14 protein-coding genes and 1 pseudogene are annotated in these 14,246 nt (G+C 58.9%); 8 read left to right on the top strand and 7 right to left on the bottom strand.

What is annotated here, in order from left to right:
- Nucleotides 1–130: 130 nt before the first annotated feature.
- Entirely contained in the window at nucleotides 131–1,342 is a 1,212-nt protein-coding gene (locus K0P33_RS17780; protein ID WP_094950155.1) for an MFS transporter, read from the bottom strand.
- Nucleotides 1,343–1,439: 97 nt separating this feature from the next.
- Between K0P33_RS17780 and K0P33_RS17775 the strand changes: the two genes are divergently transcribed.
- The 4 genes and pseudogenes from K0P33_RS17775 to K0P33_RS17760 all read left to right on the top strand — a co-directional run bounded on the left by K0P33_RS17775 (nucleotide 1,440) and on the right by K0P33_RS17760 (nucleotide 3,570).
- Nucleotides 1,440–2,261 carry a helix-turn-helix transcriptional regulator gene (locus K0P33_RS17775; RefSeq protein WP_094950154.1) on the top strand — a complete coding sequence of 274 codons (822 nt, stop codon included), beginning with the start codon at nucleotides 1,440–1,442 and terminating at the stop codon, nucleotides 2,259–2,261.
- Nucleotides 2,262–2,413: 152 nt separating this feature from the next.
- Nucleotides 2,414–2,779 (top strand): hypothetical protein, encoded by a 366-nt coding sequence (locus tag K0P33_RS17770; RefSeq protein WP_094950153.1) that lies wholly within the window; start codon nucleotides 2,414–2,416, stop codon nucleotides 2,777–2,779.
- 62 nt (nucleotides 2,780–2,841) lie between these two features.
- Nucleotides 2,842–3,042 (top strand): annotated as a pseudogene (locus K0P33_RS17765) (helix-turn-helix transcriptional regulator); the annotation flags it as partial.
- A 225-nt stretch (nucleotides 3,043–3,267) separates the two neighbouring features.
- Entirely contained in the window at nucleotides 3,268–3,570 is a 303-nt protein-coding gene (locus K0P33_RS17760; RefSeq protein WP_242150126.1) for a hypothetical protein, read from the top strand.
- A gap of 188 nt (nucleotides 3,571–3,758) precedes the next feature.
- Here the strand turns inward: K0P33_RS17760 and K0P33_RS17755 are convergent, their stop codons facing one another.
- Together K0P33_RS17755 and proP are read right to left on the bottom strand one after the other, a co-directional pair.
- Nucleotides 3,759–4,265 (bottom strand): GAF domain-containing protein, encoded by a 507-nt coding sequence (locus K0P33_RS17755; protein ID WP_242150123.1) that lies wholly within the window; start codon nucleotides 4,263–4,265, stop codon nucleotides 3,759–3,761.
- Nucleotides 4,266–4,317: 52 nt separating this feature from the next.
- Nucleotides 4,318–5,820, bottom strand: coding sequence for a glycine betaine/L-proline transporter ProP (gene proP, locus K0P33_RS17750; RefSeq protein ID WP_094950150.1), 1,503 nt, complete (start codon nucleotides 5,818–5,820; stop codon nucleotides 4,318–4,320).
- Between the two features lie 153 nt (nucleotides 5,821–5,973).
- On the opposite strand from proP, the gene K0P33_RS17745 reads away from it, so the two are divergent.
- On the top strand, nucleotides 5,974–6,504 hold the full coding sequence (locus K0P33_RS17745; RefSeq protein ID WP_242150120.1) for a GNAT family N-acetyltransferase: 531 nt from the start codon (nucleotides 5,974–5,976) through the stop codon (nucleotides 6,502–6,504).
- A 143-nt stretch (nucleotides 6,505–6,647) separates the two neighbouring features.
- Nucleotides 6,648–8,051: an MFS transporter gene (locus K0P33_RS17740; RefSeq protein ID WP_242150117.1), complete on the top strand. Its 1,404-nt coding sequence runs from the start codon at nucleotides 6,648–6,650 to the stop codon at nucleotides 8,049–8,051.
- 178 nt (nucleotides 8,052–8,229) lie between these two features.
- Here the strand turns inward: K0P33_RS17740 and K0P33_RS17735 are convergent, their stop codons facing one another.
- Nucleotides 8,230–9,105, bottom strand: a complete 876-nt coding sequence (locus K0P33_RS17735; protein ID WP_094950147.1) for an alpha/beta hydrolase — start codon at nucleotides 9,103–9,105, stop codon at nucleotides 8,230–8,232.
- The gene (locus K0P33_RS17730; RefSeq protein ID WP_242150114.1) at nucleotides 9,062–10,084 is read right to left on the bottom strand and encodes an EamA/RhaT family transporter; all 1,023 of its coding nucleotides are present in this window, start codon (nucleotides 10,082–10,084) and stop codon (nucleotides 9,062–9,064) included. Before K0P33_RS17730 ends, K0P33_RS17735 begins: the two co-directional genes overlap by 44 nt.
- Nucleotides 10,085–10,176: 92 nt before the next feature.
- On the opposite strand from K0P33_RS17730, the gene K0P33_RS17725 reads away from it, so the two are divergent.
- On the top strand, nucleotides 10,177–11,085 hold the full coding sequence (locus tag K0P33_RS17725; protein ID WP_242150111.1) for a LysR substrate-binding domain-containing protein: 909 nt from the start codon (nucleotides 10,177–10,179) through the stop codon (nucleotides 11,083–11,085).
- A gap of 31 nt (nucleotides 11,086–11,116) precedes the next feature.
- On the opposite strand, the gene K0P33_RS17720 is transcribed toward K0P33_RS17725, so the two are convergent.
- Entirely contained in the window at nucleotides 11,117–12,409 is a 1,293-nt protein-coding gene (locus K0P33_RS17720) for a sorbosone dehydrogenase family protein (RefSeq protein ID WP_242150108.1), read from the bottom strand.
- On the bottom strand, nucleotides 12,406–12,831 hold the full coding sequence (locus K0P33_RS17715) for a DUF2231 domain-containing protein (RefSeq protein WP_242150105.1): 426 nt from the start codon (nucleotides 12,829–12,831) through the stop codon (nucleotides 12,406–12,408). Before K0P33_RS17715 ends, K0P33_RS17720 begins: the two co-directional genes overlap by 4 nt.
- A gap of 232 nt (nucleotides 12,832–13,063) precedes the next feature.
- On the opposite strand from K0P33_RS17715, the gene K0P33_RS17710 reads away from it, so the two are divergent.
- Nucleotides 13,064–14,092, top strand: a complete 1,029-nt coding sequence (locus tag K0P33_RS17710) for a UV damage endonuclease UvsE (protein WP_242150102.1) — start codon at nucleotides 13,064–13,066, stop codon at nucleotides 14,090–14,092.
- Nucleotides 14,093–14,246 lie beyond the last annotated feature (154 nt).

The following is a 14,246-nucleotide window of genomic DNA, read 5'->3' as shown; positions in this document are numbered from 1 at the left end:
CTGCCGCCGCGGTCTCACAGGTAGAAATGCAGCGCCTGTGATGGGGCTGCTGCGCAGCCCAACGCGGGGCACGCCCGCTCGCCACAACTAGCTGTGCAAGCCTGGGCCAACAGTGCCGATGTTCGGCCGGTCAGACGCCTTTGGTCGAGGGCAGCAAAATCGTCAGGATGCCCGCCAACGGCAGGAACGAGCAGATTTTATAGACGTACTCGATGCCGTGGTTGTCGGCCAGCAAGCCGAGCAACGCGGCGCCAATGCCGCTGAAGCCAAACATCAGGCCGAAGAAGATACCCGCGATCATCCCCACATTGCCCGGCACCAGTTCCTGGGCAAAGACCACGATGGCCGAAAAGGCCGAGGCGATGATGAAGCCGATCACCACGCTGAGCACGGCGGTCCAGAACAGGTCAACGTAGGGCAGGGCCAGGGTGAAGGGCGCGGCGCCCAGGATCGAGAACCAGATGACTTTCTTGCGCCCGATCTTGTCGCCAATCGGGCCACCGGCAAAGGTGCCGACGGCCACCGCGCCGAGGAACAGGAACAGGTACATCTGCGAGCTGGCCACCGACAGGTGGAACTTCTCGATCAGGTAAAAGGTGAAGTAGCTGGTGAGGCTGGTCATGTAGAAGTATTTGGAGAACACCAGCAGCGCCAATACCACCAAGGCAAAGGTCACGCGGCCTTTGGACAAACCGTGGGTGGCCTTGCCGCCTTGCTTGAGTTTGAACAGGTTGAGGTGGTGGCGGTACCAACGGCTCAAGCCGTACAGCACCATGATCGCGAACACGGCGAACAGCCCGAACCAGGCGATATGAGTTTGGCCGTACGGAATGATGATCGCCGCCGCCAGCAATGGGCCGAAGGCGCTGCCGGTGTTGCCGCCGACCTGGAAGGTCGATTGTGCCAGGCCATAACGCCCGCCCGAGGCCAGGCGCGCCACGCGTGAGGTTTCCGGGTGGAAGGTCGACGAGCCGACACCGACCAGCGCCGCCGCCAACAGGATCAACGGGAAGGTGCCGACAAACGCCAGCAGCAGGATGCCGACCAACGTGCACACCATGCCCGCCGGCAACAGCCAGGGCTTGGGGTGGCGGTCGGTGTGGTAACCGATCCAGGGTTGCAGCAAGGACGCGGTCAGTTGGAAGGTGAGGGTGATCAGGCCGACTTGGGTAAAGCTCAGCCCGTAGTTGGCCTTGAGCATCGGGTAGATCGATGGCAACACGGCCTGGATCAGGTCATTGATCATGTGCGCCAGGGCGCAGGCGCCAAGGACGCGCATGACCAAGGGGCTTATTTGCGGCGTAGTGGTTGCTGTGGCGGGTGGCGCGGTCAGGCTCGACATGCAGGCATTCCATACAAGGCAGCGAACAGGGGCAGTGCGTACTTTAGCGCGCTGCCCGTTTCTAAATGTTGCGGCGTTTATGCTAGATTCGCAGAAAATGCCTGTCTCGCGTAATTCGGGCGCTAACCATCGCAAAAAGGGCGAAATCATCAAATCACTGGATGTATTTCTGCGGGAGATCGACGAAGGCGACTGGGCTGTGATCAGTTCCGCCACCGATTACCCCGAAAACTGGGTGATCCCCGAGCATAGCCACGAGAAGCATCAACTGCTCTACGCCGTCGAAGGCGTGATGGTGGTGTATTCGGCGCTGAACCAATGGACGGTGCCGCCCAATCGCGGCTTCTGGATGCCCTGCGGGCAAGTCCATTCACTGCGCTGCGTGGGCACCCTGAAGATGCGCAGCGTGTTTGTGCGCCCGGACCGCTTTCCCAATTTGCCCAGCGAACCCAAGACCGTGAGTGTGTCGCCATTGCTGAGCGAGCTGATCAAGGCCTCGGTCAGCTTGAAGCCGCCGTACGCCGAGGATTCGCGCGACGCCCGAATCATGCACCTGATCCTCGACGAACTCGCCATCCTGCCGGCCTTGCCGCTGTCGCTGCCGCAGCCAGTCGACCTGCGCATCAACCGTATTTGCCAGGCGCTGCAACAGGAGCCGGGCGATGCCTCGACGGTGGCGGATTGGAGCGAGCGACTGGACCTGGATCAGAAAACCATCCAGCGCTTGTTTCGCAAGGAAACCGGCCTGACCTTCGGCCAATGGCGCCAACAAGCACGCTTGCTGCTGGCGCTAGAGCGCATTGCGGTAGGGGAGAAGATCATCGATGTGGCCATCGAGTTGGGCTATGAAAGCCCAAGTGCCTTTACCAGCATGTTCAAGAAGCAGTTTGGCAAGACGCCGAGTCAGTTTTTTAAATAGTGCATCACGTGACGCTTTTTTATTGCGAATGCCTCTAAAGAACTGTGAATGTTGACAGTTGGCAATCGCGCAGTGAAAAAGTAATTTTGTCAGGCTCAAGCAAAATAGTGGGTGAGCGGCATTAAAGGATAATTCACAGTGAGGTGACAGTGATGGCTGAAGATGATGAAATTAGTTTGGAAATTACATTAAATACAACCGAGCCTATGGAGATTTTTTACTCCCCCCGCGCGGGAAAAGAGGTGTCCATTAGAAAAATCAAAGCGGCCACGGTTGACTATAAAATTTCACCTAAAATAGGAATCTGCGTATCCCTGTGCGTCCGTGCGCTGGATGGTAGCGGCCTGAAGGAAAAGACGACATTCAGCGTTAAAAATGAAAGTCTATCTAAGATTGACATAGACGCGGGCGGGATGACTACGTTAAATCACGGTGAAAGCATGCAATTAACCTTCGGTCCTGATAAGTCGAGTTATTACGTAGGCCTTACCCCTCCCTACGATGACAGTCCTCATTGAATAATGCTGCGTTAAGAGTAGAGCACGTCAACCCGCGGTTTGACGTGCCGCTCAAACCTAATCAGCGCTGGTTCCGCAAGGAAACCGGCCTGACGTTCGGCCAATGGCGCCAACAAGCACGCTTGCTGTTGGCGCTGCAGCGCATTGCGGTAGGGGAGAAGATCATCGAGGTGGCCATCGAGTTGGGCGATGAAAGCCCAAGCGCCTTTACCCGCATGTTCAAGAAGCAGTTTGGCAAGACGCCGAGTCAGGTGCTCGGGTAATTTGGAGCGCTTAAATACGCACTTTATTATTGCGAATACTTATAAAGAACTGTAAGCATTGACAGTTGGCGATTGCGTCTTACATCCCCATCCTCGACCTTGTTGAAACACATCATTGTGTGAGCGATTTTCATTAAAATGCTAAATAGGGTGGCTGCGATGTTTAAGAATCAAGTCAAGTTAAAATTCACATTGACGACGGCGGGGTCTATACAGCTCTCTTGTGTGAACCTGTATGACAAAATCGAAGTGTTCGAAAGAAAGGTAAGGGGGCCGGTTTCCGATTACACGGTGACGGCTGAATTGGACGGTGCAGTGATCTTTAACGTTCGGGCAATAGACGGGAGTGATTTGAGTGTCAGCGAGACCATAGGGCTCACAAATGAAAGTGATTTTGAGCTTTTTATCACTTCCGAGGCGGAAGTGGAAACTGATTTGAAAAGTCGGCAAAAAGTGGATTTGGTGTTTGGTTCTGGTAGTGAGGGTTATGAAATCGTTATGCCGGAAGAATATAATAACTATCTATAGTCGGCTGAACTATACAGAGTTAATTAAGAAGAGCCTGCGTTGTCCACGCATCATGTTTGACTCTTCTTAATTGGGTTTTCTTCACCGTGCATTTTTTCTGCGTGATCACGCCAATACGCGTTTGCTGCGCGGAATGCAGGCAGATGGGGCAGACAACCAACTTCCGCCACAACTTTCGAACTCAGGTATCACTGATAAGCCGCCGTCAAATTAGCGTAGAAAATACAACCGATCAGCCGCGCAAACAGGCTCAGGGTTTCCGGCAGATTAGGGTCGTCAAACAGCATCGCCCGCGAATCCAGGGCGCACAGCGCGCCGAACAGGCGGCCATCGGGCAGGAAGATCGGCGCGCCGGCATAGCTTTCGATGGCGTATTGCTTGACCACCGGGCGTGCGGCAAACCGGCCGTTCTGGCTGATTTGCGGGATGAACAATGTTTGAGGGTCGATGCAGAACTCACTGCACAGCGTGGTTTCCAGGTCGAGTACGTCGTTGACATCAATGCCCATTTGCAGCGGGTCATAGGCCGAGCACACCACCCATTCCTGGTCGGTGAATTTGGCGATACCGGCAAAGCGCATGCCGGTCAGGCGGGTAACCAATTGCAGGACGCTGGTGGTGGCTTCGATTTCGGCGATGGCAGCGCGCTCATCGGCGCTGAGTAATGCGTGTGCTGCGGTGACGCTTGGAACCATGCTTAAGCACTCCAATGGCGTGGCGGCGCGGGCCGCCACGCAGGGGCAGGGGTTAATTAATCCGTGGATGCTGCTGCACCAGGTTCTGGCGCTTGGCTTCCAGCTCGGCAATTTGAGTGTCGATGTCTTCGATCTTCTGCTCGATATTGTCGTGGTGCTCTTGCAGGATTTCCTTGGCTTCGGCCATGTCCGAGGCCGCCGGTGCCGCGCCGCGCAGGGGCTTGTTGGCGGTTTCCTTCATGGTCAGGCCGGTGATCAGGCCGACCACAGCAAACACCATCAGGTAGTAGGCGGGCATGAACAAGTTGTTGGTGCTTTCCACCAGCCACGCCACGGCGGTTGGGGTGATACCGGCGATCAATACCGAGACGTTGAACGCACTGGCCAACGCGCTGTAACGCAAATGCGTGGGGAACATTGCGGGCAGGGTCGAGGCCATCACGCCGATGAAGAAGTTCAAGATCACCGCGAGGATCAGCAGGCCTGCGAAGATCAGGCCGATCTTGCCGCTGGTGATCAGCATGAACGCCGGAATCGACAGGAACAGCAAGCCGACACTGCCGGCGATGATGAAGGGCTTGCGGCCGATCTTGTCGCTGATAAAACCAATGAACGGCTGCACGAACAGCATGCCGACCATGATCGCGATGATGATCAGCACGCCGCTGTTTTCTTTGTAGTGCAGGTTGTGCGACAGGTAGCTGGGCATGTAGGTCAGCAGCATGTAGTACGTCACGTTGGTGGCCGCGACGATCCCGATGCAGGTCAGCAGGCTGCGCCAGTGTTGGGTGGCGACCTCTTTGAACGACACTTTGGGGCCGTGGGTCAGGCCTTGGAGGTCGCCTTGCTCGAGTTTGTCCATGTGCTGCTGGAAGGCTGGGGTTTCTTCCAGCGCGTGGCGCAGGTACAGGCCGATGAGGCCCAGGGGCAGGGCGAGGAAGAACGGCAGGCGCCAGCCCCAGGCTTCGAAGTCGGCTTCACCCAGGATGGTGGAAATCAGTACCACCACACCCGCGCCAAGCACGAAACCGGCGATGGAGCCGAAGTCCAACCAACTGCCAAGGAACCCGCGTTTACGGTCCGGCGCGTATTCGGCGACGAAGATCGAGGCGCCGGTGTACTCACCGCCTACCGAGAACCCTTGGGCCATTTTGCACAGCAGCAGCAGGATCGGTGCCCAGATGCCAATCGAGGCATACCCGGGAATCAGGCCGATGGCGAAGGTGCTCAAGGACATGATGACGATGGTGGCGGCGAGGACTTTCTGCCGCCCGTATTTGTCACCCAGGGCGCCGAAGAACAGGCCACCCAATGGGCGAATCAGGAACGGCACAGAGAAGGTGCCCAAGGCGGCGATCATTTGTACGCTGGGCGAGGCGTCGGGGAAGAACACTTTGCCAAGTACGTAGGCGACAAAGCCATAGACGCCAAAGTCGAACCATTCCATGGCGTTACCCAGTGCGGCGGCGGTGATTGCCTTGCGCACCTTGGCGTCGTCGACGATGGTGATGTCTTTCAATCCGATGGGTTTGACGCTTTTCTTACGTAATTTCATGCGAGCCACTCTAAAACTGAACAGGGGAGGTGCCATCGTTGCGATGGCACCGCTCTGTCAGTTCAGATACAACCAGACATGAAATAATTCACCTCTATTTGCTTTTTTTTGCAAATGAATTGAACTTCATGGCTTCAACAGGGAATTATCCGAATGCCTGTCACCGCCTCACGCCTGACCTACCGTAAGCCCGAACCCAGCGACGTGCAGCGATTGTTCGCGATCTTCGCCGACCCGCAGACCAACCTGTTCAATCCTGCGGGCCCGATGGCCAGCCTGGCCGACGCTCAACGCCTGCTCAATCACTGGCGCGAGCAGTGGGCTACCCAAGGCTACGGCTGGTGGGCGATTGCGCGCCGCGCGGCACCGGAGCACATCATTGGCTTTGGCGGCGTGGCACCCCTCAATTACCTGACCGAGCGGCGCATCAACCTGGGTTATCGCTTCGCCGTCGAGGCCTGGGGGCAGGGCTACGCCACTGAGCTGGGGCGTGATGCATTGGCGATGGCGTTCCAAACCCTCGGCTTGCCTGAGGTATTCGGGCTGGTGCGGCCTGATCACGCCGCCTCGATTCGTGTGTTGGAGAAGCTTGGCATGCAGCCCTTTGGCGCGCTCGACGATGTGCCGGGCCAGGCGCCGAGCCTGGTTTTTCGCCTGCGTCATCCTACAACCTCTGCTAGCTGAGTATTTTAGTACCCGCCTGACACCTAGATAAACCGCAATCTTTCAGATTGACAGCGTTCTGGGAGCTCGCTATAAAAGTCACAGTTGTACGACGACATATGACGTTGCGTATGTCCTATCTAACAAAAATAAAAAGTGATGCCATGAATTTGAATGAGCCCCTCAACGCCCATCGCGTCGGCACGGCCGTCGGCAACTATCGCTGGACTATCTGCGCGATGTTGTTCTTCGCCACCACCGTCAATTACCTCGACCGCCAGGTCCTCAGCCTTTTAGCGCCGCAGCTGTCGACACAATTTGGCTGGAGCAATACGGACTACGCCAACATTGCGGCGGTGTTCCAGTTTGTCTATGCGATTTCCATGCTGTTTGCCGGGCGGTTTGTCGACAAGATCGGCACCAAGGCCGCCTATGTGGTGGCGATCTGTATCTGGTCCACCGGCGCGATCATGCATGCGTTCTCGGTGCCGATGGGTGAGGGCATCGCTGCCGTGAGCGGTGCCATCGGCCTGGCGGTGATCCCGGTGTCGATTGCCGGCTTCATGCTGTCACGCGCGGTGCTGGCGATTGGCGAGGCGGGTAACTTTCCCATTGCGATCAAGGCCACCGCCGAATACTTCCCGAAAAAAGAACGCTCATTTGCCACCGGTATCTTTAACTCCGGGGCTAACGTGGGAGCGATCCTGGCGCCGATCTGTGTGCCCTCGATTGCCGGAATGTGGGGCTGGGAAGCGGCCTTTATGGTCATTGGCATGTTGGGCTTTGTGTGGGTCGCGGTGTGGGCAATGGTTTACGAAAAACCGGAACAGCAAAAACGCCTGTCGGCCGCAGAACTGGCCTATATCCGCAGCGACCAGACGGTGCAACCGTTCACGCCTGAACCCGCCGGTACAATCCCGAAAAAAGTCTCGTGGTTCAAGCTACTGACCTATCGCCAGACCTGGGCGTTTGCCTTCGGCAAGTTCATGACCGACGGCGTGTGGTGGTTCTTCCTGTTCTGGCTGCCGACTTACCTGTCGGCGCAATACGGCATGAAAGGCGCCGATATCGTGATGCCGCTGGCGGTGCTGTACAGCATGACCATGGTCGGCAGTATCGGCGGCGGCTGGTTCCCCAGCTACTTCATGGCCCGTGGCGATGCACCCTATGACGGCCGCATGAAAGCCATGCTGGTCATCGCACTGTTCCCGCTGGTGGTGTTGCTGGCGCAGCCGTTCGGCTACCTGAGCTTCTGGGTGCCGGTGCTGCTGATCGGCGTGGGCGCCTCGGCACACCAAGCGTGGTCGTGCAACATCTTCACCACCGTGTCCGACATGTTCCCGCAGAAAACCGTGGCCTCAGTGGTCGGCATCGGCGGCATGGCCGGTGGGCTGGGCGGTGTGGTGATGACCAAGATTGGCGGTTGGGTGTTCGACTACTACAAGTCCATCAACGACATTCATACCGGCTACATGATCATGTTCGCGATCTGTGCGCTGGCGTACCTGGTGGCGTGGAGCGTGATGAAGGCGCTGGTGCCACGCCATAAGGAAATCACTGATTTGTGAGCTGCGCATGCCCGCGCTGGTGGCAGCGTGGGCGTGCACTGTAGCTTCTCGGGTTGTCTTGTTGGGCTGCGTAGCAGTTCCATTTTGGGGTCGCTTCGCAACCCAACGCGGGGCAAGCCCGCTCGCCATGGTGAGCCAGATTGCTACAGTTGCAGTGTTTGCCCTTAACTGACGGGTGTTAGTCAAATAGGGCTGGTTTTTTCAACGATGTTGAAAGGGCTGGCTCTAAAAAATGGACCAGATGAGCTGCGATGGCTTCTGGCGCGTCCTCTTGTACGAGATGCCCCGCTAGCGGGATGCGCAGGTAGGTGACGTCGGTGATCCTGCTGTGGAGCACGTCGCCCTGAGCGGCCGGGATCCAAGCGTCTTCTTCACCCCATAGCAGCAACACCGGGCAGCGGATTTCGCCGAGTCGGTGCTCGATCTCGTCGGTGTAGCGTTGATCCATCTGCGCAATCTGTCGGTAAAAAGCCGCTTGGCCTTGCTCGCCGGTCCACGGCGTGACATAGGCTTGCAGTACCTCGGCAGGCAACGGCGTGTAGGCGGCGCCCTGGAGATAGGCGCGCACAATCGCTTCGTGAATGTAAGGCGGCGCTTCGCTGAATGCGTGTTCGTGACGGCGCACATGCTGGATCAGGTCAGAGCCCCAGGGGGCAATCGCCACGGGATCGATCAGGCTTAGGCTGGCGTACTCGCAGCCATTTAACAGGTGCGCGCGTAACGCGGTGGCGCCGCCAAAGTCATGGGCGAGCACGTGCGGGCGCTCCAGACGCCAATGCTCAAGCAGCGCTGCCAGCACGGTGTTTTGCGCACCCAGGGACACATCCTGGCCCGGTTTTTTTGCCGACAGCCCATAGCCCGGCAGGTCGTAATAGAACACGCGATAACGCTGCGAAAACAACGGCGCAATACGCCGCCATACATGGGACGAGAAGGGCGTGCCATGCACCATTACTAACGCGGGCCCGGCTGTGCCGATTTGCCCCCAGCGGATAGCCTGGCCTTGAAAATCAAAGGTTTCGGGCAGTGCAAGTGAGTCGCGGGTGCAGGTCATCATTGGGTCTCCCATCAGTGTTCAACGTTAAGACGGGCTTTGCGCCTGTCAGGATAATACGCACCGCCAAGACCACGCCGACCAGCACCGCCGCCAGCCCCGTGGCTTCCATGACAGAAGGGCCACGACCGTGGAACCACAGGCCGAGCAGGGTGGCGAACAGTGATTCCAGGGCGATCAATTGGCCGCTGAGCACCATCGGCAGCCGCCGGGTGGCTGCGTTCCAGGCCCAGGCACCGGCCACGGTGGACATCACTGCGATGATCAGGCTCCAGGCATACAGCGCACCTGCCTGAGGGAGGCCAAATCCCAGGGTTGGCAGCTGGAGCAGGTCGAATGCATAGAGCACCGGCAACAGGCAGGCGGCAGTGCCGCCGGCGCCCACCAACATCAACGCGGTCCAGAGGCCGGTGGCTTGGGCAGGAAGGGTTGTCAGGTGTTTTTGGTTAACCACGCTGAACCCCAGCCACAAGGCAACCGCACTCAACGAAAAAAACAGGCAGGCCAGCCACGAAACTGCACTTAACGCCGGTTGGTGCAGGCTGCTGATGTTCGAAAGCAAGAGCCCCACGGTCAGGCACAATAACGGCGCCGCCAGCCGACGCCAGGGCACTGTCTTGTTGCGGGCGTTACCGACCAGGGCCAGTAACACCGGCACCATGCCGACACAGGCAGGCGTCAATACCGGGCCACCAAACATAACGCCTGCGGCGATGCACACGCCGTACGCCAGGCAACCGGATGCGCCAAGCGCTGCGGCGAGCCAGCATTGCCCTGGGCTGAGCAATCGCAGTTGAGCGCGGCACAGGATCATCCCGCAAACGCCCAGCACACCGACCAGCAGAAACCGTACGGTCATCAGGTCATACAGGCTGTAGTCACCGGTGACGTAGGGGGCGATGAAGTTCAGCGCCCAGCCCAGTGTGGCAACACTGGCCAGTAGCACACCGGTGAAAACAGAGGTTCGCGTTGAGGTCATCAGAGGTATCCATGAGGTAATGGATTAATGGTGCACACCCACAGGGCTGTGCTACAAACGAGTTCTCGACCCAGGATGCATAACCTCAGCTTATGAATACGCTTGGCAAAAACTTGCCGCCCCTCGCCAGCTTGCTACCGTTTGAAGCGGCGGCCCGCCTGGAAAGTTTCTCCAAGGCGGCGGATGAGTTGCACATCACCCAGGCCGCTGTCAGCCGGCAAATTCGCGGGCTGGAAGATAATCTGGGGGTGAAGCTGTTTTATAGGCGCAATCGCGCGGTCTTCCTCACCCAGGAAGGGCGTGAACTGGGGCAGGTGGTCAGCCATGCGCTGCACAGCATCAGTGACGGCGCTGCGGGTTTGCGCGCGTCCACTGACCACCGTCGTGTGGTCCTGCTCTGCCAGCTGTGCGAGGCGTTTTATTGGTTGATGCCGCGCCTGTCGACGTTTCACCAGCAATACCCGCACATCGAAATCCAGGTGGTGACCTCCACCCGGCCGCTCACTGAGTTCAATGACCACTTCGACGTTGCCCTGCAAAGTACCCGGCGTGCCAGTGGCGCTCACCCCTTGATGTTCACCGCTTCTGACGAGGTGTTTCCGGTCTGCAGCCCTGCGTATCTCAGCGCCGAACAACCCCTGCCGCTCAGCGTATTGCGCACCCACACGTTTTTGCACCACAGCGCCGCGCCACCGCACTTGATGGAGTGGGGTGAATGGCTGCAAGTGTTTGGTCAGGTATTGGCCGTGGATGCGCGCAGTGCCACTTTCGACAGCTACCCGCTGATGTTGCAAGCCGCTGTGGAGGGGCACGGTGTCGCCATGGGCTGGCGTCGCACCGCCAGCCGCTTGATTGAAAGTGGGGCGTTGGTAAGACCCTGCGCCGAGAGTGTGCATTTGCCCGAGGCGATTTCGGTCTACAGGCAGCAAGGCACAGGCCCGCGCAGCGAGGTTGTGGCGCTGCTGGCCTGGCTTGAAGCGCAATTGCAGGGTGATGGCTGACAGGGGCGCGACCGCCCCTGTGCTGCAAGGGCTATGGGTTACGTGTCACGCGCCAAATGGTATTGGCCAGGTCGTCGGCGATGATCAGCGCACCTTTAGGGTCCACCGTCACACCCACCGGGCGCCCACGGGTCTTGCCGTCATCCCCACGAAAGCCGGTGGCGAAGTCGATCGGCTCACCCGCCGGTTTGCCATTGCTGAAGGGCACGAAGATCACTTTGTAGCCCACCGGGTTGTCGCGGTTCCAACTGCCGTGCTCGCCGACAAACACGCCGTCGGCGAATTTCTCACCCAGGGCAGGGATGGAGAAGTCCACGCCCAACGCTGCAACGTGGGAGCCTAGGCTGTAATCCGGCTTGATCGCACTGGCGACTTTCGCTGGGTTCTGCGGTTGCGCGCGCGGGTCGACGTTCTGGCCCCAGTAGCTGTAGGGCCAGCCATAGAAGGCGCCTTCGCGCACCGACGTCAGGTAGTCCGGCACCAGGTCCGGGCCGAGTTCATCGCGTTCGTTGGCTACCGCCCACACTTGGCCGGTGCCGGGTTGGATGGTCAGCGCGGTGGGGTTGCGAATGCCGGTGGCGTAGGGTTTGTGCGCGCCGGTGGCGGCGTCGATCTGCCAGACCATCGCGCGGTCGATTTCCACTTCCATGCCACGCTCGGTGATGTTGCTGTTGGAGCCGATGCCCACGTAGAGCTGGCGCCCGTCCTCGCTCACCGCCAGGGACTTGGTCCAGTGGTGGTTGATCTGCGCCGGCAGGTCGGTGACTTTGGTTGGCGGGCCGCTGGCTTTGGTCTGGCCATCGGTGTAGTCGAAGCGCACCAGCGCGTCTTGGTTGGCGACGTAGAGTTTGCCGTCAGCGAAGGCCAGGCCGTAGGGCGCGTTGAGGTTGTCGGCGAATACCGTTTTCAGTTCATACGTGCCGTCACCGTCGGCATCGCGCAGCAGGGTCAGGCGGTTGCCACCCTTGACCTTGGTATTGCCCTCGGCCTTGATCAGGCTGGCGATCACGTCCTTGGGCTTGAGCTTGGCCGCGCTGCCGCCACGGCCTTCGGCGACGAGGATGTCGCCGTTGGGCAACACCAGTGTTTGGCGCGGGATGGCCAAGTCAGTGGCAATGGCGGTGACGCTGTAGCCGTCGGGTACCTTGGGTTTCTGCTTGCCCCACGGCGCCGGCTCGGCAATTTTCATGCTCGGCAGCAGGCTGCTTTGTTGCTCGGGTAATTTAGGGTCGGGGCCGCGGGCCTGGGTTTTGTCGCCTTCACCGCCACAAGCCGTGAGTAACAGGGCAGCGCTCAATACGCTTAGGGTATGAAGTGTTTTCACTTGGCAACTCCTGCGCGCAGGTTGGTCAGGCCGATCCAGGTGGCGGCGATTGCCAGCACCGTGACGATCACCGACAAGATCAGGCCGCCCGGCATCATGGCGTAAGCGTCCTTGGCATGCTGAAAGGCGTTGACCAGCCCGAGCACCCAAGCGACCAACAGCAGCAGGAAATAAGCCGTGGGGCGCCCGGCCTTGTGGTCGGCACTCAGCAGGTTGACCAGCGCAAACAACAGCGCAAAGCCACTCAATACCAGGGCACCGGCGATTAGCCAGGACGCAAAGTTGGCCCACTGGATCTGGTAGGTCTGGCCGTAGGCAATGTCACTGAGCAAGGCACCGAGAAACAACGGTACGCTGCCGGCCAGCAGCATTGAATGCAGCGGGCCTGGTCTGACGGTGGGGTAGGCGGGGAGGGTAGTCATGTCGGTGGCGGCTCCTTATCGTTCAGCACCCTGGAATCAGGGCACGATGACTTCGCATAGGAAAGGAGCCTGGTGTTTGTAAGAAAGTTCACTGAGGCTTCGTGTCGTGATGTTTGTTGTGGCGAGCGAGATTCAACTTGATTCGCGCGTTAAGGTGGTTAAGTGAACCCCTGGCAGCGCCGTGCGCCTAACTTCGTATATTCTTAACGATCGCTCATTTCCAGGCCTTTCCATGACCCACCCTCGCATCGGCTTTGCCTGCCAGTACAAACACCCTGAACGCCTGCCATCAGCCAGTGCGCTCAAGATGATCGAAGGCCCTTTCAACCCGCGCACCACGACGTTGCGCTGGATGGACAGCGTTGAACCCCTGGTCGCCCGCAGCAAATTGGTTGAGGTGGTGACACATAATTTGGCAGCGCAATTACGCCTGCTCGCCTATGTCGCCGAGCTGCCGGCGACGCTGCGCATGTTGCGCCTGAGCAGTGATTTGTTGCCGTTCTACAGCCACCCGAAAGTGGCGGATGTGTACAAGGACCCGGCCATTCAACGTCAGCTGATCGAGGGGTTCGCCGCGATTGGCGACCTGGCGCGCACCGCGGATATCCGGCTGTCATTCCACCCCGGCCAATATTGCGTGCTGGGCTCGGACAACCCCGGCGTGGTGGAAAACAGTGTGGCTGAGTTCGAATACCACGCCGACATGATTCGCATGATGGGCTACGGCCGACGCTTTCAGGACCTCAAGTGCAACCTGCACATCGCCGGCCGTTTGGGCGTTGAAGGCACGCGTGCGGTGTGGGCACGCTTGTCCGAGGTGGCGCGTAACTGCATCACTTTCGAAAACGACGAAAAGACCTACGGCCTGGACCACTGCCTGCAAGTGGCCGACCTGGCGCCAGTGGTGCTGGACATCCACCACTGCTGGATCAACGAAGACGAATACATCGACCCCGATTCGCCACGCGTCGCCCGCGTGATCGACAGCTGGCGCGGCGTGCGCCCCACGATGCATTACTCCCAGCCTCAGGAAAGCCTGCAAACACTGGGTTTTGACGCCGAGCAAAAATTGGAGATGGGCGCGCTGTTGCAGGTGGTTTCCAAGCGCGACTTATACGCCCACAGCGCGCAAATGTGGAACCGCTGGACCAATGATTACGCGCTGCAGTTTCTCGAGCGCTTCGACATCATGCTCGAAGCCAAAGACAAGAACGTCGCGGCCTTGGCATTTTATGAGTATTGGCAACATCGTTCGGCGTGAAAAAATGGCATGCTGGGTGGCTAATACCGGCCCGTTAAGGTTTAGCACTGTCACTGTGGCGAGGGAGCTTGCTCCCGTTGGACTGCGTTTTAGGGCCGCTTCGCGGCCCAACGGGAGCAAGCTCCCTCGCCACAGGTTAACGGCTGCCCACGCT

It is taken from the genome of Pseudomonas sp. ArH3a (genome assembly GCF_022648765.1).
GTDB lineage: Bacteria > Pseudomonadota > Gammaproteobacteria > Pseudomonadales > Pseudomonadaceae > Aquipseudomonas.
Note: the sequence above shows the minus strand (reverse complement) of the source record. Positions and strands in the feature narration are given on the sequence as shown.